Below are 17,702 nucleotides of genomic sequence, written 5' to 3' on the forward strand. Positions count from 1 at the left end.
CGCAACTAAATAATAACCGCCCGGTGAATTGGAAATTACAAATGATTATAGCAAGTCGTGTTACGTAGTTGAGAGACTTTATTAAAAATCATATGAAACTTTTTGAAAAAGAAACGGGCAAAACAAAGTGCGTCGGGGTAATAGGCGCTTCTGCAACCGGGGCATCAGCAATCGCTGTGTTGGCATTGGGATCTATGGCTATTGGTGCGATTGCTATAGGCGCTTTGATGATTAGCCGAATCATGGTTAAAAAAGCTATGATCAGAAACCTCCATGTTGGTAATCTCAGCGTAGATAACCTTGTAATTAAAAACCGGGAAGATTAGCACGTCCTTGGGATCCGGTTACGTTGAATTGAGGTGGAGTAAAGTGTTATCGGAGTCGTTTCTGAGTCTGCCGTGCTCCTGTGATAAACTTCACTCGGCAGTCGATGCCCAACAACTTAGCTCGCACATATTGGCCGGCGCGCATCAGGACCTTACCGGTCTTAACATCCTTCTTTTTGCTGTGTTTTTGAAATAAAATTCGGAACAGCCATCTCAAATTGCGGGAATATGGCAGCAAGGGAGCCCTTGCTATCATTTTCCTGGGGGGATTATATTTCAAATATAGATCTAAATGAGTTGCGGATGTGATTCTCTGACCAAATCGCGCTGAATCCAACCCATACACCTTTGGTGGCCGTGGCCGGGAAGACAGATATAACGCATTCATAAAATAAATGTTGTTTTTTAACGTTACATTCATCATTTAGTGCATGAAAAGAGCGTGTTTGGGAATTGTGTTGGCTGCACTGTTATTATTGACGGTCGGCGGTTGCGGCGTAGTTAAATCTCTGGGTAAAAATCCGGATGGCGAAGAACTTACCCGGTTAGATTCTTTACCAAATTATAAAAATGGAGCTTTTATAAATTTGGCTGAACTTTCCGATTCTACGGTCAAACGTAAATTTCTTTTTTTGAGCAGACGTCCTGAAACCATCAGGCCTTCTCATGCACTTCCGTGGATTAAAACCGATCTGAATTCATTAGCTGCTCCTGCACCTACGATCGTTTGGTTTGGACATTCATCTTTACTAATAAAAAGCGGGCAGTTTAATATGCTCATTGATCCGGTTTTTAGCAATCATGCCGGACCGGTGCCCGGATTGATTACCGCATTCCCGGGTACAAAGCATTATCACGCCGATGATATGCCTCAAATAGATGCGCTGATCATTTCTCATGATCACTACGATCATCTGGATTATCGGACTTTGAAAAAGTTAAAAAATCGTATTAAAATGGCCATTGTGCCGATGGGAGTAGGCTCTGATCTGGTATACTGGGGATTTGACCCTAAAAAGATTATCGAACTTAATTGGAACCAATCGATTACGTTATCCAGTGGTATTCGGATTACCGCCACCCCGGCCCAACATCGCAGCAATCGTACGTATAAGAACGAGAATAAAACATTGTGGGCCTCTTACGTTTTTCAGATTGGCATTTATAGGCTGTTTTACAGTGGCGATAGCGGGTACGGTCCGCATTTTAAACAAATAGGCCAGCAATTCGGGCCATTTGATCTGGCGTTTTTGGAATGCGGGCAGTATAGCCCCAACTGGCCATGGACGCACCTGTGGTTAGGGCAACCCGCACAGGCTGCTGCTGACCTGCAAGCCCGTTTGCTGCAGCCTATTCACTGGGCCAAGTTTATTGAAGCTAACCAGCCCTGGAATGAGCCGATAAAAAGGCTTGTGCCTGCAGCAAAGGAGTTGGGTGTCGAACTAAACGTTCCGCGTATTGGGGAGCCTTACACTTTAGGCAGCCCCCTCAAACAGGCTGCGTGGTGGAATTTTGAATAACTGCTTTTGTAATATTGAACAGTTAATAAAAAGGACCATATCGGATGGCAGGATGATCATTTGAACAACCGGCAATCAGTATACAGGGCCAGCCTACCTAATCAATTTTTCAGGTGCCTCCAGATGATATCATGAATGTCGGTCGCTATCAGGCCCTGTTTTTCCAATGGGTTATCGGTAATGATCACCGGCTGATATTCTGACGGTACATCCACCCGGCCGTGAGAGCCTTTAATCAGGGCGGCATCCAGTGGAATAACATCCATTACGTACCTGAACCCCGCTTTTTTGCGCAGCAACTTGTAGCCGGCGCGGAGCTTTGAGCTCATAAACATCTCAACAGGATCATAACCCGGTTTTTTATGGATGTCAACTACGCGCGCGTAATCCGGGGCAAGCGCATCATCCAGCCAAAAATAATAAGTGAACCAGCTTCTCTCATCAGCGATCAGGACGAGGTCTCCGGCCCGGGGATGGTCGATGTGATATGCGGCCTGCTCTTCCCGGGTAAGCACCCGTTCAACACCAGGCACGGCTTCAAGCAGCGCTTTGACTTTTGCCGTTACGCTCGCGTCGTTGATGTAGACATGTGCCAGTTGGTGATCAGCTACCGCAAAGGCTTTGGAAGCACCCGGGTCAAGTATCTCCAGTCCACGTTCAATCCTGATGCCTAACAAGCCGTTTTGCCTCAATACCCGGTTTAAATGAACCGGGCGGTCTACCGGGGAGATACCATATTCGGAAAGAATAATGATCTCGGCATCTTTTTTCCTGTAAAACGAAACCAGATCTTCGATAATTTTATCAATATCATTCAGGTCTTTGGCAATAATTGGTAAATCCGGGCCGAATTTTTGCAGGCAATAGTCCAGATGAGGCAGGTATATCAGCGTTAGCGTCGGGTCATGCAGCGCATCTGTTTCCATTGCAGCGTCAGCTATCCAACGGCTTGATTTGATATTGGCGCCGGGCCCCCAAAACTGAAAAAGCGGAAACTGCCCCAACTTCGCCTGAAGGTGGTCACGCAGGTCGGCAGGCTCCGAGTAACAATCCGGTATTTTTCGTCCGTCGGCAAGGTAGTTTGGCCTGGGCGTCACGGAGTAATCCGCAGAGGAGTACATATTGTACCACCAAAACATTATCGAGCTCGTGAAAGATGGATCTTCGCTCTTGGCCTTTTCCCATATTTTCTGTCCCTCAACGAGTTTGTTTGATTGCTTCCAGAATTTTACTTCACAATCCGCGCGGTCATACCACCCATTACCTACAATGCCATTGTCAACAGGAAATTTGCCGGTGACGTAGGCGGACTGCATAGCGGTGGTAACAGCAGGCAATACAGGCGTTATATGCGTCAGATGCCTGTCTTTGATATAAGATTTAAGAAATGGCGTATGCTCGCCGATCAGAGACGTAGATAAACCTACTACATCGATAACTACCGTTTTATTCATAATTGTCTTCTTTCTTATGATATCTGCGCTTTAACCCAATCTAATTCCCGGATGATCGATTGTGTTAGGGGGGCCTTCAGCTCATCCGGTAATACACTCCAGGTATATGTTTCCACTTCCAGGTGTTGTGTAAAAGCAATGTTCCTGAATTTGTTGAGCACCCTGACAATATCGTTTTGTGTTGATTGTACCACACCCATATCTTCCACAAAAACAGGCACATGGAAATGAGCACGCCATTCATTGACTACCGGGTTCCGGCTATCTGACAGGGCCTCCGGTAAATCGGGATAGCGGATCAATTCTCCATTTGCGGTTTTCGCGATCACCTGGTGCAAATACGTTGGCTCGTTGAATCTGGCAAGCGCGTCGGTCACTTCGTCCCTCATTGCCAAATCCACCGGAAGATGGGCCTTTAAGGCAGCACTGATTTGTATCTTGCCTACCTGGATACCTTTCGCGGCCAGTTCATCAATAACGCTCTCATGTTCCTCATAGCCGATGGCAAAATGGCAAACGTCATAGCATAGGTTAATGTGTTGTTTTACAGCTGCTTCTGCATTAGCCGAAGACAGGCCAAACTGTTCTCCCAGCACTAAAACAGCACGCGGCAACAGGTCGTTTTCAAACCAATCTATAAACTCCCGGCCTGATTCCAGGAAGCCATCCGGCTCGGGCTCGATATCCAGGTGCATCAGGACCCCGGCCGAGCGGTGTATTTTAAAAAGTGCAGCCGCCACTGTTAAAATATTCTCCGTGGCGATCGCCCTTGCGTTGTTCCTGGCCTCACCGGCCGCATGCCATGGTTTATAGCTTAAGGGCGAGGTTGAAATCCCTCCCTGCAAACCTTCAGGAAGTAATTCGCCCAATATATGAAACAGGCGCAAGGTATAATCCACGCGGTCAACTGTTGTCCAATCCGGCGTATGCACTTCGTCCTTAACTACGGTGTTATGGAAACCGCCATAGGGGAAACCGTTCATCGTGAAAACATAAGCATCATGATCAAACAGCCATTGTTTGAACTCCGCTAAGTTATCTTCCTCTGCCAGCAAACCGAGGCTGGCCATATTAGAAAGACGCAGGCCAATACCCATTCGTTCCTTCCCCGCAAGGGCCGCCCTGATTGCCGGGAAATGGTTTTTCAGGGCTCCGAAAGTTTCCGGCCAGTTCTCCGCGGGATGGATATTGGTACAATAGGTCAGGTGCGCTGCATTTATTTTCATGAGGGCAGATGTTTGTATTGTTTAAATTTGCGTTTGCTGAAGTTCGAGTTGCCGGTTGTATAGTTCAATACTCGCTTGTTTCAAAAGCTCGGTATCAATTTCATGCACCTCGGCACCTTCGCCAATAGCATTGAGTAACGTAATAGTGAGCTCCCCGCCTAAATGCTCGCGAAACTCCTCCAGGCCCTGCAATAATGGGCTGTCATCTCCGTTGATCTTTAAGAGCCCATGGCTGATTTCAAAACCTAAGTTTTGGATCAGGCTTACCACGCGCTCACTGTCCGCAACGGTTAAACGGCCGCAAAGGCAGGAATAAACCGTATCCAGGGCTATCCCCATGGCTACTGCTTCACCATGTCGAACGTCGAAACCGCTAAGATATTCCAGTTTGTGCGCGCTCCAATGCCCGAAATCCAAAGGGCGTGATGAGCCGCTTTCAAAGGGGTCGGCGCCGGCAATGTGCTGCATGTGCAGCTGCGCGCAGCGCCAAATCAGGTAATTCATTGCTGTCGCGTCGCGGCTCACGAGGGCGGGTGCGTTCTGTTCTATCCAGTTGAAAAAAACAGGGTCTTTGATCAGGGCAACTTTGATAGCTTCGGATATTCCGGAACGCCAGTCTCGGTCGGTCAGGGTGGTCAAAAACTGGTCATCATTAAAAACAGCGGCAGGTGGTGCGAATGTGCCCAGGAAATTCTTTTTCCCAAAATAATTGATGCTGTTCTTCACTCCGATTCCTGAATCGTTCTGAGACAGCACAGTTGTTGGTATGCGGATAAGCTTTACTCCCCGGTGGGCTACTGCAGCAGCATAACCTGCCATATCCAATACGGCCCCGCCACCAATTACGGCGATGTATGAATGCCGGTCTATACCGTAATTATTTACCGCTTCGAGGATCATATCAAAATAGCGTTCATCATTCTTTACGTACTCGCCGCCGGGTATCAGCAAGATCTCGGGCACCAGATGAACAGCAGTATGCGCCCGAAAATAAGAACTGATATCAGAGCATAAATGCTCGTGGGCGTCGGCAACCCCCTGATCGACCACAAACAGGATCTTCCTTAACGCGCCTGAAGTAGTAGCGTTTGTCAGAAAACCGTTCAGAAGGGGATTATCCTTTGCGAATAAGGCCGAGGTAAAAAAGACGTTATAACTATATTTTACGCTGAAGTTCTGTTGCAAATGTTCCATCGGGGGAAGATCTATTGTTATTGAAATTAATTAGGTGACTGCAAAGGTTTTCGACAGCCACAACGAGAGCGGTAAAAGGCAGGCGATCATCAGGGCGAATGTAAGTGAGCTGAATGTGGCGGACCAGGAAGCGTCCATCAATATCAGGGAGATCACCCCGGCCTTTACGGCATTACCAATATTTTTGCCGATTGGCTCTCTTATAGCTATGAGCAACGGTTTGAATATCATCCAGGTAAAGGGTAAGATGAAAAGCAGTGACCATAGCAGCCGGTTATTAACGTACGAAAAGTAGCTGATAAAGGCGATGACTGCAGCGTACAAAAATGCCGCTATATATAAGTTGTTCTTTTTGCCGCCATGAACTTCGCCACGACTGGTCAGGGTGATCGAGAATATGTAAACCACAGGCACCAATGCTAACATTGACCAATGGTTGAGCGCATCCGGTATGATGCTGACTCCGAGCAACAGGTTTAATCCCCGGCACATCCCCATATTAAGCGGCCCGAAAAAGGGATGATGTTTGCCAAACTTGTCGTAGAGCAGCGCGCAGAGCGCGATAGCTGCCGCGAGCATACCCGATGCCGCCGAAACAAGAAACGCCAATAGGATACCTGCGCTTAACAACAACGTGCCGAGCACTGAAGCTTCCGGTAAACTAACCCTGCCTGAGGGGATGGCCCTTTCAGGCCGTTCAATCTTATCAGTCTCCACATCGAAAATATCGTTAAAAACAATACCGCCGCCGTAGAGACAAGCTGTGGAAAGGCAAAGGAGGAGGGCCGTTGGCCAGGCTCTTTCCGTTAAAGTACCTGCGGCACTGGCAATAGCGATCCCCGCCAGAATATCAGCGACCGAAGTAATAATATTGGCGGGCCGCATGAGCTGAAGATAAATGTACAGTTTCCTGAAGATCACGATTAGCTAATGATGATAGATGATTTATCGATTCTTGGTTGTTGGCCGCCTCGCAATATACTGTTACCTTCAAATTTTACGCTTTGATCAACGTTCCTCACCGTGGCGAAATCAGTTTCATCGAGCTGTCCGCTTTGGGCAAAAGCGGTAATTGCGTTACCGTAGGTGATCAATTGGATATCTTTGTCACTGATACCGCGTATTTTCATTAGTGCAGCGGTTTTCGGCACAGCCAGGGGATCACTGATGCCCCAATCAGCAGCTGAATTGACCATGATCCGCTCCGGGCCATATTGCCTGGCGATTTCAACCATGCGCTCATTACCCATTTTGGTGAAGGGATAAATCGTGAATGCAGCCCAAAAACCCCGGTCAAGGACCTCTTTAACGGTCTCCTCGTTGTTATGATCAATGATGACCTTATAAGGATCGATGCCATGTTCTATCGCGATGTCCATACTACGGCGTGTGCCGTTTTTCTTGTCGCGGTGCGGCGTGTGGACCTGTACCGGCAGGCCGGCTTCCCTGGCCAGTTCCAGTTGCAAGCGGTAATATTTTTCTTCAGCCGCGGTTTGATCGTCGAAACCTATTTCACCGATACCCACAACACCCTCTTTATAAGCAAACAGCGGAAGTATTTCCATCACCTGTTCTGCAAGGCTTTCATTGTTTGCCTCGCGGGAGTTAAGCCCTATGGTGCAATAATGTTTAATACCAAACTGCGATGAGCGAAATCTTTCCCAGCCAACCAGGCTGCTGTAATAATCACGAAAGCTGTCAATGCCCGTCCGGGGCTGTCCCAGCCAGAAAGCCGGTTCTATCAGCCCAACTACGCCCGCATCAGCCATAGCCTGGTAGTCATCTGTTGTACGGGATGTCATATGCACATGTGGGTCAAAAAAACGCATACCTTTTACGGCCGTTATATCAAATGACTCTGGTTTTTCGCCAGGTATTTGTTCTCTGTTTTCAAAATTGCTGCAACACATATCCCAAAATTAATTTTTTGTATCGTTAATAAATTCGTTCCAACTCGTTTTTCCGCCGGTCATCACCTTTAAAGAACCAACTTTCAACAACTCTTTTGCGGGCTGAAAGCTGCTTTCGGCAATAGCTAATGCCACTGCTTCCCTTTCAAGTTCGCTTAAACCCGGTAATCCTTCCCGGATGTCCTGCAGTATCGTGTCATCCATAAAGCGACTTACTAATCGCCAAAGCATAGGATCTGTACTTCGGCCGGCTGACCAGCGCTCTCGCGCGTAATCGATCAATGTATGTGCAAGGCTGGTATTGGCACGTTCATCCAATCCTGTGATCAGTTCCAGCTTTTTTTCGGTGAAAAGTGCCTTTAGCACCATTTGGTTCCAGGCCGGCTCGGGCAGGTTTTCCGCAGGGTAGGGGTTGTGATACATGATTGCTTCGAGCACAACGCCCAGATTACTGCGGTTACCTTCCGTACAGCGTTGCACCCATATCGGGGCGTAAGCAAGCAGAGGCAAAGCCGAATATAAAGCCACTAACTCGTTCATTTCAGCAGCTAAGAATAAGTTCTCGATGTTCCGCTGATAACGATCTTTATCGGTGGTGTCAAGTGTTAACAACAGCCATACCCTGGCAAGCCTGTCAACCGACCATCCTGCTATCGAAAAATCTTTACGGATAGCAGATAAACCAGCTTCGTTTTCAGGACCGGCATTGACCGGCGCTTTTCCCGTCTTACGCGGCAAGGCGGCGAAGGCAGTGTTAAATACTGCGGCAGATGCAGCGTGATTCCCCTGGGCCAGCAGCCAGTCTTTGGCATCCGGGCTTACATGTCTTGCAATGAGATCTGTAAGCAGAGGCTTAAATTTTTCTATATCATAAGTGAACATATCTTCAAATCATCAGGGTTGACCGATCCATGTTGCTCAGGCCGCGATATAATTGATCAGCAATGCGCCGGCAATGATCAGCAAGCCAAAGAACTCCCTCGTTTTTTCTATATAAGGCTTGTCTGCCTGCATCGTTTCTACCAAACTTGGCCTGTTATATTTTGTTATCCAGTCGCGGACGCCATCTTTAGAAAAATAAATGGTGCCTGCGTGAACAAGGTATATCGCGATCAAGCATAGGTACAGCCTCGGATAAACCAGGTGAAAAACTACCAGCCCGCAACATACAGCCGCACTAAGGTAGATCGGTACCCAAAGCCATGGATCGACATCGTTCAGGTTAAGGTAAGCGAAGACCAGGAAAGAGAGACAGAAAATGATATTTATAATAGCAATCATATTGAACAGATCGGAGCCAGGCAAATTAATAAATGTAATGTAATCTAAGGCTCATATATCAATATAAATTTTCTTACGCTTGACAACTTGAAGATGGGCAATGTTTTTGGATTTGTAGCCGGGCGAAAATGCTCACATATAAGAGGTGATGAGTTTTGCAGAGCCGAGGGGTACCGATAGAAAGTCGTTTTTGTATAAAATTAAGTCTGGTTTAGGTAATTCTGCGTCGTTGGCTTTAATTAATTTAGCGTGGCGTATGCCTTATTATTAAACCGTCCTCAAAAACGTTAATTTTATTATTATACAAAAGGTTTAAACCATCGCTATTTGGCTGAATTGTTACTGTACGAAAACCCTAATTATGTTTAACAAAAAAACAACAATCAAGGCGGCTTGCTTGCTGCTAACACTATTGAGCCATTCTTTTGTGGTAAAGAGCCAGCAAATGAGCGACGCAGAAAGAAAATCAATGGAAAAAGGCAAGGTGTACCCCGCATTAAAGGGTGCAGGGCAGGGTGTATCGGGCCCAGGTTCTAATCTTCCGCCCGAAAAGATGCAATGGTGGGAGGATCAGAAATTTGGGATGTTTATACATTGGGGCCTATACGCTATTCCGGCCACGGGTGAATGGACCATGTTTAATCAAAAGATACCGGCAGAGGAATATGCCAGGTTAGCTGATCAGTTTAATCCAAGGCATTTTAGCGCTGCAGAATGGGCTAAAGTAGCCAAAGAGGCGGGTATGAAGTATATGGTAATGGTTAGCCGCCATCATGATGGCTTTGCTCTTTGGAACAGCCCTTCAAGTTACCGGCATTTTGATAGTTGGGAAACTGCCGCTCATCGTGATTTTGTAAAAGAGTATACCGATGCCTGCCGTAAAGCTGGCCTCTATGTAGGCATTTATTATTCTCCTCTGGATTGGCGTTTTCCTGGTTATTTCGACCCCAAGGGGCTTCCTGACAATGCTGCCTTGCTCAAGAAACAAACATATGGGCAGGTAGAAGAGCTAATGAAAAATTACGGCAAAATAGATATTTTGTGGTACGATGGCGGCTGGCTGGCGCATAAAGGTACCGATGCCGACGCTGCCTGGTTTTGGGAACCATTAAAACTTAATGCTATGGTACGTAGCTACAACCCGGATGTGGTCATTAATCCAAGATCAGGAATGGTGGGAGATTTCCAGACCGACGAAGATGGCGCGGATGTTAAAGGACCTATTATTCCCTTCCCATGGGAAAAATGCTTGAACCTTAATGAAACCAGTTGGGGATACAATAAGGCTCAGCGATTGATGCCACTGAAAAAGATTATAAATATGCTTGTTAATACCGTTGACCGCGGTGGAAATATGTTATTAAATGTTGGGCCGGATTCGGACGGTGTTATTCCCCCTGCTCATGTGGATCGCCTGAAAGAAGTTGGGCAGTGGTTAACAAAAAATGGCGAGAGCATATATCAAACGCGTCCGGGACCTTTTCAACCTGTTGATGATTTTTACGGAGCCACAAGTAGGGGGGATAAAATATATATCCACGTGCTGAAAATGCCGGCGGGGGATACTGTCATTAAATTACCGCCTGTTAAACAAACTATTACAAATTGCAGGGTACTGCATAGTAAAAAAGTTAAATTTCATCAGGATTCAACAGGTATCAGTCTTGACTTAGCCACAGTAAAGCCGGATTCATTGGTAACCACTTTGGAGTTAAAAATAAAAGGTAACTAACTGTTTCAAATATCCTAAAGTTAGGCTAAAAGGGAGTTTGTAAAATAAACTGTGTGAATCCAGGCGGGCCCCGGCCACCTGTGTTTATTTAATGAAAATACAATATGCCCATCTATAACATTCGGCCGCTGTATCCTGCGTGCAGGCAGGTGACAAGGGGATGTATTTGAATAACGACTGGCGATAAGCGTGCTAACTATGGGTTCCCAAATCCGTAGTTAGATTTTTTAACCAATTGTTTAAGATCTTTGATCCAGATCTTTCGGCCGTCGGTTTCCAGTATGCCTTCCTCTTTAAATTCTTTTAATAGGCGGATCACATTTTCCTGCGCGATCCCTGCCATGCCGGCCAAGTCCATTCTTGAGATATTGAGAATAACATCTTTTTCACCTGATCCGTCCACTTTAAATTTTTCTCTCAAAATGATCAGTGAAATAGCGAGGCGTTCAGATGCTGTTCTCTGAGAGATCACGGAAATACTATTGGCCAATACACTAAATTCATGGCTCAACGATTTCAATAAGCGCCGCATAAAAAGTGGTGATTTATCCAGAATGGTTAAAAAGTCCTCTTTAGGGATAAAACTGATCAGGCAGTCTTCCAATGCAGCTGCAGAATCAGGGCAGCGCTCTTCCGCCAAAATAGCGTGATACCCAATTAATTCGCCTTTATTAGCTACATATATGATCTGCTCCCGGCCATTCCGGTCAACTTTATATTTTTTTATTTTTCCCTGGTGGATAAAATAGATACCGGAAGGTACAACGCCTTCTTTGAAGATGATTTCTCCTTTTTGATATTTCTGCGCGCCTTGCCGGGAGATTAAAAAGTCATAATCTTCTTCGGAAAGTGTATTAAGAACAGATTGTGTTGTGAATTCCCACTTATCAATTGGAAAAATTCCGGATAAACTCATATTACAAATATATAAATTTAATGAAGCCCATGTTATTGACTGGTATGCCCTGTATGACCGGAGAAACCCGTAGGGCGTATATTAAGCGCGGGCTTGCCGTCTAAAACTGATAAATATCAGTTTGTTTGCTGATGTCATACCATATCAGGCCTTTATTATAAGCATAGCTTTGTATTAATGGTAAGAACATCAAAATCATGGGCGATGCTCCATGCAAAATGCCCGCGCTGCCGCAGGGGCAATATGTTCGAAGGAGCAACATACCGTTTGGGTTCCAACAAGATCAACCTGAATTGCCCGCATTGTCAGATGATCTTCGAGATCGAGCCCGGCTATTTTTATGCGGCGATGTATATCAGCTACGCTATGAATGTAGCGGAGGGAGGAATCTTGTGGATCGCCACTTTCCTGATAACCCAAAATAACGATTCGCCATGGTTATATCTCACTACCATTCTCGGTGGTTTGTTCTTGCTTGCGCCGTTGAATTTCAGGTATTCCCGCGTAATATTGCTTTACTGGTTATCTCCCAAGGTTCATTATCATCCCGAACTTGATGTTGAAATGCCGGTGGACGGGAATAAATTTAAATGGTTTCAATAATGAACGAAATGATGAATTTGTTCAGGCCCAAGCTGATTGACACCCTTAAAGGTTACACTCTTGCACAATTTTATAAAGATGTTGTTGCCGGAGTAATTGTAGGTGTTGTTGCTTTGCCCCTGGCCATAGCTTTTGCCATTGCTTCGGGTGTATCCCCCGAAAAAGGAATTTTTACGGCTATCATTGCGGGGGTAATTATATCTGCTTTGGGAGGCAGCAAGGTGCAGATAGGAGGGCCCACAGGCGCATTTATCGTTGTTGTTTATGGGATCGTTCAGCAGTTCGGTGTCAGCGGATTGGTTATTGCCACATTTATTGCCGGGATCATTTTGATTATTATGGGGGTAGCTAAATTGGGTAATACTATCAAATACATTCCCTATCCGCTGGTCATTGGTTTTACCACCGGGATCGCGGTCATCATTTTTTCTTCAGAAGTTAAAGACTTTTTGGGGTTGAAAATGGGAAATGTCCCTGCTGATTTTATCAGTAAATGGATCGGCTATAGCCGGCACCTGTCTTCGCTGAATCTATATGCCTTGTTTATCGGGGTTTTTACCTTACTGGTTGTTTTGCTGTGGCCCAGGGTAACCCGGAAAGTTCCCGGTTCGCTGATCGCAATTGCCATAAGCACACTGGTTGTCCGGTACTTCCATCTTCCGGTAGAAACTATTGGCAGCCGTTTTGGAGTGATCACTGCTGCTTTACCGCGCCCGGTCATGCCAGATGTAAGCCTGGAAACTATCCGGCAACTGATCAGGCCTGCTTTTACCATCGCTTTGCTGTGCAGTATTGAGTCTTTACTATCAGCGGTTGTGGCAGATGGCATGACCGGCGGAAATCACCGGTCTAATACAGAGCTCATTGCACAGGGACTGGCCAATATCTGTTCATCTGTGTTAGGGGGCATTCCAGCCACAGGGGCAATAGCAAGAACGGCTACCAATATAAAAAATGGCGGAAGTACACCCGTAGCGGGGATCATACATGCCATTACCTTACTTCTTATTATGCTTTTTATAGGCCAATGGGCAGCGTTGATCCCCATGGCAACACTTGCAGGTATATTGGTGGTAGTAGCCTGGAATATGAGCGAACTGGGGAATTTTATAGACGTATTTAAAGGCTCAAAAAGTGATGCTTCCGTTTTGTTGATCACCTTCTGCCTCACCATATTGGTAGACCTGACCGTAGCTATTGAAATTGGGATAATTGTTGCCGCTTTCCTTTTTATGCGCAAAATGATGCAGTCCAGTTCGGTACAGCAAACTATTTTGGCTCCGGATCAATTATCTGATGATGAATTTAATCAATCAGTTATCCCCAAAGGGGTCGACGTTTTTGAGATCAATGGCCCTTTGTTCTTTGGTGCGGCCTATAAATTTAAAGACACGATGAAAGTGCTGGAAAAACCCGCCCGGGTATTGATTATCCGGATGGGGAATGTACCCGTAATTGATGCAACCGGTATCAGGGTATTAAGGGATGTCCATCAGGAAATAAAAAAGAAAGGAACTAAACTTATCCTGTCGGAGGCAAACAGCGAACAGGTAACAGGAGCGTTAAAAAAGACGCGTTTATTATTTCAAATTGGGAAAGGCAATGTCCGGGACACATTTGAAAAAGCATTAAAACGGGCAGATGAAGTTTTATCGGACACCGATCCCTCAAAAAAATCCTATGCAGGTTAATAAAGGCTTTGATCTGTTATAATCCTGTTCTTAAATAGGGTAACGCAAGGTCACCGCTCTGCTTATAGCCAGCACCAACCCCTGATCAAGAGGACGATCTTTATCCGGGTCTTTTTCGATCCATAGTTTATTTAAACTCAGAATAAAGGTGTAACTTTTAGCATCTAAAAGAATCTCAAGGGTATGGTTCTTTTTACTCGGGGCAGCAATGATATAATAAATAAAATCTTGCTGCTGATAAGTAACACGTAAAGGGAATCCGATCATATATTAAAAAGAATGATTTATCTGGCTGTTCCTGATAAAATAACCAGGTCAACTTTGACCTGGTTATTTTCCCAAAACAGTTCTTAACTAATTTATTTATTGTTTTTCTTTTCTGTTATTTCTTTACGGATATCTGTTGCCATAACTTTTAATTGCTGCATAGCATTTCTAACCCTGGTTCCTGCAGCTTTGTTGCCTTTTTCGTAAAAGCTGAACATGTCTTTCTCTATGGCATCTATCAAATCTTTTGCCGCTTTAAATTTTTCCATTGTGTTTTGTGTTAAATGAATGATGTGTTTGATTTTATTTTTTTATCGTTCAATTATTATTTTGATAAATATTTGCCGCGTTTATTAATCTGAAGTTCAATATGCCTATCGCAAGGTTGAACCAGCTCCTTTACTGCTTGATCCACATTTTGAGCACCCGGCTATAGGAATTGTTCATTAATTGATAACTAACCGGAATCTGTTTTTCGGGTGCATGAAAGGTAACCAGTCTGGTACCGGCCGGTTTTTTGTTCAGCATTTCATAAATGAACAAAGTATAGTAATTATACAGATCAAACGAGGTATTGACGCTATAATCGATCCGGATGCCTGGTTCTATATTTTCATAAAAGGGATTAAAAAAATAAAAATGATCAAACAGGTCATAATCCAGGTTAGTGAGGTTACCATGCATAAACTGCACATTGGGTACACCGATCTGCGCTTTGGCTGATTCTGCATAATTGAACAGCTCTTCCCGTTGCTCAATGCCGTAAAAGGTAGCCTCCGGATGATAAACGCCCGACGCGATACAAAATTTACCAACACCGCTGCCAATATCCAGGATTCTGGCCCCTGGGGCTGCGAGGAAATTGCTGGCTTCGAGCGAAATGTCCAGGCCAGTCCAGTGCATTTGTGATAGTTCCCGGATATGTATCGGATACAAAGTATCGAAAGCCGCGTCTTTGCGGAAATAAGAAATGCTTATGGTATCACTATACATAAAAAAAAGGAAACTGTTTGTTATACAAGTGTTTATGTTAAATTGTAATTAATCTTTGACCCACAACTGAAGTAAGGAATCATAAGCGAGATCTTTCATGCTGTAATCTATCGGAATAACTTCTCCGAAACTCTGGTAGGTCACTACCCTGGTACCTGACGGTTTATCATTCAGCATCGATTTTAAATACCGTGAATAATAAGCGTAGAGGCCGTAGGAAGTCTCTATATGATCATCAATAGCATTCTCCTGGTCTAAATTTTCAAAAAAAGAATTATAGAAATAGAAATGGTCAAATTGATGAAAGTTAATCTGTGTGATATTGGCATGTATGAAACTGACATTATTAATATCCAGGTATCTTTGTGTGGTTTGGGCGTAATGCACCAGTTCATGTCGCTGTTCTACCCCGAAATAAAAAGAATCAGGATAAAAATGCGCTGCAGTTAAACAGAATTTCCCTATGCCGCTACCGACATCCAGGACTTTGGCACCTTTTACTGCTAAATATTCGGCGGCCTTTCTGGCGATGGCAACAGGCGTCCATTGTTTTTGTGATAACGACTGCAAATGCTCCGGGTAGAGCCAGTCAAATTCCGCATCATTGCGAAAAAAACAATCATTGGGATTTTTTTTCTTAAAAAGTGTCGTCGCACGCCGCTGCTGTTCTTCGGACCGGGTGGGAAATGCTGAAAATGGATATTGTGTTGGCACATGCAAATATATCCACCATTGCAGGCCGCCTTACCTGCAAGAAATCAATGGTAAAGATGATATTTATCAGTTTTAAATAGCAGCGTTTGGATTATGCGATCGCGGGCTGACAGACAATGATACATTGATTACGGGGATGAATATCCTAATGGTTTGTGCTCGCACCTGTTGGAATAAGAGCAAATCATAAATTGTAACTAAAGCAAACTTTACATTCTATTTTCTGCTGCTGCGACAAGGCTTTGTGAATGGTGAGTTATTTTCCCCGAGTTAAGAAATCACGACTGAATGAACTGGCTATATGGAGGCAAGCCATCCCAAAAGCGAACAGCCATATGTTCGGTTGCGTTACAGTAAATATATAAAAATGTAGTTAATTATTTGTATGTCAATATATTGCAAATTTGGAACAGGGATTGAGCAATTTGAAGTAATTGAATACCTATATATTCCATATCAACGCCTATGACCTGGCCTTTTTAGGAGCTATTTTCATCGGGATGGCATTTGCTTTGCTTTTATGGTTCACTAAAAGGATAAACAACGCCGCTAACCGGTTTTTCGCCCTGGCTTTGATCGTTGTTGTTTTGTACATAGCCCGCATATTAGCTATTGACATTCAACTGACAACTTATATCCCTTATTGGAGCCGGTTACCGCTGCAATTTTCGCTTGGGTTTGGCCCCCTGATTTTCTTTTATGTACTTAAAATAACCCGGCCGCAGTATAAATTCAGATTTAGAGATTTACTGCATTTTATTCCGTTATTGCTCGAACTGGGCACTCAGCTATTGGAAATTAACGATAGTATTAAAACAGGCAAAGCCGCTTATGATACACTGACCTTTTACCGGCTAAATCCCGCATTTCAACCGCTTGTGTTTATTTCCGTCATTATTTATCTCTATGCCTCCCAAAAGCAGATAGCAAACTTTTACCGGAGTATTAAATTTAATGGGGGCGACCGGTACCGGTACGAAATGAGATGGCTGCATTGTTCGCTGATTGGTTTTGGTATCTTGTGGCTATGCTGGATGTTCATTGCGGCCACAAACCACTTTTATTACCATAATCAATTAGGAAAGCAGGTTTATTATCCCCTGTATCTCTTTCTAGCGATATTGACCATCCGGATGGCGGCTGTCGTTTTTTTAAGGCCGGAGGTTGGCTTACACTTGGTTGCTCCGCGGGTTTTTAAAGCTGCGTTACCCCGAGAGTCAAAGCAAAAGGGTAGCTGGCTGAAGAACGTTATGAAAGCCAACCTGTATTACCAGGATCCGGAACTTAATTTACGTTCGCTGGCCGAAAAACTTGACCTGCATCCCAATGAATTATCCCGGATCATTAATACGGTGCTCAAAAAAAGCTTTAATGATTTCATTAATGAGTATCGCGTTGCCGATGTGGCCCGGAAAATGCAAGATCCGGCTTATGATCATTTGACCCTGCTCGGCATAGCTTTCGAATCAGGATTTAATTCGAAAACCACCTTTAACCGCACTTTTAAACAAATGACCGGTAAAAATCCGGCCGAATACAAACTTGAACTGAAAAAAGAGCGACCATATTATAACTTGGAACGCCAGCCCCATTTTACAGCTGTAATTTTAAACTACGAAACAGCTCCCTGCCGGACCGTTAAGAAGCCAAATCGATACGTTATGTTTAAAAATTACTTCAAAATTGCCTTGCGTAACCTGATACGCAATAAAAGTTATGCTACCATTAATATCACCGGTTTGGCAATAGGGATTGCAGCCTGCCTGCTCATATTCCTGATTGTTCAATACGAAACAAGTTTCGACAGTTTTCATCCCAATAAAGACCGGATCTATCGTATTGTGACAGTGAGTTAATCACGTCTTTTCCCCTTAT

At 44.6% G+C, this 17,702-nt stretch carries 18 protein-coding genes; 6 read left to right on the forward strand and 12 right to left on the reverse strand.

The window, feature by feature from the left end:
• The first annotated feature begins 92 nt into the window (after positions 1–92).
• Both MusilaSJ_RS01435 and MusilaSJ_RS01440 read left to right on the forward strand, forming a co-directional pair.
• Positions 93–326, forward strand: a complete 234-nt coding sequence (locus MusilaSJ_RS01435; RefSeq protein WP_274988300.1) for a hypothetical protein — start codon at positions 93–95, stop codon at positions 324–326.
• 431 nt (positions 327–757) lie between these two features.
• The gene (locus MusilaSJ_RS01440) at positions 758–1,846 is read left to right on the forward strand and encodes an MBL fold metallo-hydrolase (RefSeq protein WP_274988301.1); all 1,089 of its coding nucleotides are present in this window, start codon (positions 758–760) and stop codon (positions 1,844–1,846) included.
• A 101-nt stretch (positions 1,847–1,947) separates the two neighbouring features.
• On the opposite strand, the gene MusilaSJ_RS01445 is transcribed toward MusilaSJ_RS01440, so the two are convergent.
• The 7 genes from MusilaSJ_RS01445 to MusilaSJ_RS01475 form a co-directional block, all read right to left on the reverse strand.
• Positions 1,948–3,300 (reverse strand): alkaline phosphatase family protein, encoded by a 1,353-nt coding sequence (locus MusilaSJ_RS01445; protein ID WP_274988302.1) that lies wholly within the window; start codon positions 3,298–3,300, stop codon positions 1,948–1,950.
• A gap of 14 nt (positions 3,301–3,314) precedes the next feature.
• Positions 3,315–4,526, reverse strand: a complete 1,212-nt coding sequence (gene eboE / locus MusilaSJ_RS01450) for a metabolite traffic protein EboE (protein WP_274988303.1) — start codon at positions 4,524–4,526, stop codon at positions 3,315–3,317.
• A gap of 21 nt (positions 4,527–4,547) precedes the next feature.
• The gene (locus tag MusilaSJ_RS01455) at positions 4,548–5,720 is read right to left on the reverse strand and encodes a 3-dehydroquinate synthase (protein WP_274988304.1); all 1,173 of its coding nucleotides are present in this window, start codon (positions 5,718–5,720) and stop codon (positions 4,548–4,550) included.
• A gap of 30 nt (positions 5,721–5,750) precedes the next feature.
• Positions 5,751–6,605, reverse strand: a complete 855-nt coding sequence (gene eboC / locus MusilaSJ_RS01460; RefSeq protein WP_274988305.1) for a UbiA-like protein EboC — start codon at positions 6,603–6,605, stop codon at positions 5,751–5,753.
• Positions 6,606–6,643: 38 nt separating this feature from the next.
• The gene (locus MusilaSJ_RS01465; RefSeq protein ID WP_223266247.1) at positions 6,644–7,549 is read right to left on the reverse strand and encodes a TatD family hydrolase; all 906 of its coding nucleotides are present in this window, start codon (positions 7,547–7,549) and stop codon (positions 6,644–6,646) included.
• Between the two features lie 90 nt (positions 7,550–7,639).
• Positions 7,640–8,512 carry an EboA domain-containing protein gene (locus MusilaSJ_RS01470; RefSeq protein WP_274988306.1) on the reverse strand — a complete coding sequence of 291 codons (873 nt, stop codon included), beginning with the start codon at positions 8,510–8,512 and terminating at the stop codon, positions 7,640–7,642.
• Positions 8,513–8,548: 36 nt separating this feature from the next.
• Positions 8,549–8,911 (reverse strand): transmembrane 220 family protein, encoded by a 363-nt coding sequence (locus MusilaSJ_RS01475; protein ID WP_112653740.1) that lies wholly within the window; start codon positions 8,909–8,911, stop codon positions 8,549–8,551.
• Positions 8,912–9,356: 445 nt separating this feature from the next.
• On the opposite strand from MusilaSJ_RS01475, the gene MusilaSJ_RS01480 reads away from it, so the two are divergent.
• On the forward strand, positions 9,357–10,643 hold the full coding sequence (locus tag MusilaSJ_RS01480; RefSeq protein WP_274988307.1) for an alpha-L-fucosidase: 1,287 nt from the start codon (positions 9,357–9,359) through the stop codon (positions 10,641–10,643).
• A gap of 196 nt (positions 10,644–10,839) precedes the next feature.
• Here MusilaSJ_RS01480 and MusilaSJ_RS01485 read toward each other — a convergent pair whose 3' ends face one another.
• Positions 10,840–11,559 (reverse strand): Crp/Fnr family transcriptional regulator, encoded by a 720-nt coding sequence (locus tag MusilaSJ_RS01485; protein WP_274988308.1) that lies wholly within the window; start codon positions 11,557–11,559, stop codon positions 10,840–10,842.
• Between the two features lie 177 nt (positions 11,560–11,736).
• Between MusilaSJ_RS01485 and MusilaSJ_RS01490 the strand changes: the two genes are divergently transcribed.
• Positions 11,737–12,162, forward strand: coding sequence for a DUF983 domain-containing protein (locus MusilaSJ_RS01490; protein WP_274988309.1), 426 nt, complete (start codon positions 11,737–11,739; stop codon positions 12,160–12,162).
• Positions 12,162–13,853, forward strand: a complete 1,692-nt coding sequence (locus MusilaSJ_RS01495; RefSeq protein WP_274988310.1) for a SulP family inorganic anion transporter — start codon at positions 12,162–12,164, stop codon at positions 13,851–13,853. The genes MusilaSJ_RS01490 and MusilaSJ_RS01495 overlap by 1 nt, the downstream gene beginning before the upstream one ends.
• 30 nt (positions 13,854–13,883) lie before the next feature.
• Here MusilaSJ_RS01495 and MusilaSJ_RS01500 read toward each other — a convergent pair whose 3' ends face one another.
• From MusilaSJ_RS01500 to MusilaSJ_RS01515, 4 genes are all read right to left on the reverse strand, one after another.
• Positions 13,884–14,120 (reverse strand): hypothetical protein, encoded by a 237-nt coding sequence (locus MusilaSJ_RS01500; RefSeq protein ID WP_091164133.1) that lies wholly within the window; start codon positions 14,118–14,120, stop codon positions 13,884–13,886.
• 92 nt (positions 14,121–14,212) lie between these two features.
• Positions 14,213–14,389, reverse strand: coding sequence for a BF3379 family histone-like protein (locus tag MusilaSJ_RS01505; protein ID WP_274988311.1), 177 nt, complete (start codon positions 14,387–14,389; stop codon positions 14,213–14,215).
• A 130-nt stretch (positions 14,390–14,519) separates the two neighbouring features.
• On the reverse strand, positions 14,520–15,113 hold the full coding sequence (locus MusilaSJ_RS01510) for a class I SAM-dependent methyltransferase (RefSeq protein ID WP_274988312.1): 594 nt from the start codon (positions 15,111–15,113) through the stop codon (positions 14,520–14,522).
• A gap of 48 nt (positions 15,114–15,161) precedes the next feature.
• Positions 15,162–15,827, reverse strand: coding sequence for a class I SAM-dependent methyltransferase (locus MusilaSJ_RS01515; protein WP_274988313.1), 666 nt, complete (start codon positions 15,825–15,827; stop codon positions 15,162–15,164).
• Between the two features lie 434 nt (positions 15,828–16,261).
• Between MusilaSJ_RS01515 and MusilaSJ_RS01520 the strand changes: the two genes are divergently transcribed.
• Positions 16,262–17,683 (forward strand): helix-turn-helix domain-containing protein, encoded by a 1,422-nt coding sequence (locus tag MusilaSJ_RS01520; protein WP_274988314.1) that lies wholly within the window; start codon positions 16,262–16,264, stop codon positions 17,681–17,683.
• Positions 17,684–17,702: the final 19 nt, after the last annotated feature.

The sequence above is a fragment of the Mucilaginibacter sp. SJ genome (assembly GCF_028993635.1).
GTDB lineage: Bacteria > Bacteroidota > Bacteroidia > Sphingobacteriales > Sphingobacteriaceae > Mucilaginibacter.

What these genes read in the sequence shown, in the direction of transcription:
- eboE (WP_274988303.1), bottom strand. Translation starts at nt 4,526, where the DNA reads ATGAAAATAAATGCAGCGCACCTGACCTATTGTACCAATATCCATCCC.
- MusilaSJ_RS01480 (WP_274988307.1), top strand. Translation starts at nt 9,357, where the DNA reads ATGAGCGACGCAGAAAGAAAATCAATGGAAAAAGGCAAGGTGTACCCC.
- MusilaSJ_RS01470 (WP_274988306.1), bottom strand. Translation starts at nt 8,512, where the DNA reads ATGTTCACTTATGATATAGAAAAATTTAAGCCTCTGCTTACAGATCTC.
- MusilaSJ_RS01505 (WP_274988311.1), bottom strand. Translation starts at nt 14,389, where the DNA reads ATGGAAAAATTTAAAGCGGCAAAAGATTTGATAGATGCCATAGAGAAA.
- MusilaSJ_RS01490 (WP_274988309.1), top strand. Translation starts at nt 11,737, where the DNA reads ATGGTAAGAACATCAAAATCATGGGCGATGCTCCATGCAAAATGCCCG.
- MusilaSJ_RS01495 (WP_274988310.1), top strand. Translation starts at nt 12,162, where the DNA reads ATGAACGAAATGATGAATTTGTTCAGGCCCAAGCTGATTGACACCCTT.
- MusilaSJ_RS01440 (WP_274988301.1), top strand. Translation starts at nt 758, where the DNA reads ATGAAAAGAGCGTGTTTGGGAATTGTGTTGGCTGCACTGTTATTATTG.
- MusilaSJ_RS01510 (WP_274988312.1), bottom strand. Translation starts at nt 15,113, where the DNA reads ATGTATAGTGATACCATAAGCATTTCTTATTTCCGCAAAGACGCGGCT.
- MusilaSJ_RS01475 (WP_112653740.1), bottom strand. Translation starts at nt 8,911, where the DNA reads ATGATTGCTATTATAAATATCATTTTCTGTCTCTCTTTCCTGGTCTTC.
- MusilaSJ_RS01500 (WP_091164133.1), bottom strand. Translation starts at nt 14,120, where the DNA reads ATGATCGGATTCCCTTTACGTGTTACTTATCAGCAGCAAGATTTTATT.
- eboC (WP_274988305.1), bottom strand. Translation starts at nt 6,605, where the DNA reads ATGCGGCCCGCCAATATTATTACTTCGGTCGCTGATATTCTGGCGGGG.
- MusilaSJ_RS01465 (WP_223266247.1), bottom strand. Translation starts at nt 7,549, where the DNA reads ATGCGTTTTTTTGACCCACATGTGCATATGACATCCCGTACAACAGAT.
- MusilaSJ_RS01435 (WP_274988300.1), top strand. Translation starts at nt 93, where the DNA reads ATGAAACTTTTTGAAAAAGAAACGGGCAAAACAAAGTGCGTCGGGGTA.
- MusilaSJ_RS01485 (WP_274988308.1), bottom strand. Translation starts at nt 11,559, where the DNA reads ATGAGTTTATCCGGAATTTTTCCAATTGATAAGTGGGAATTCACAACA.
- MusilaSJ_RS01455 (WP_274988304.1), bottom strand. Translation starts at nt 5,720, where the DNA reads ATGGAACATTTGCAACAGAACTTCAGCGTAAAATATAGTTATAACGTC.
- MusilaSJ_RS01445 (WP_274988302.1), bottom strand. Translation starts at nt 3,300, where the DNA reads ATGAATAAAACGGTAGTTATCGATGTAGTAGGTTTATCTACGTCTCTG.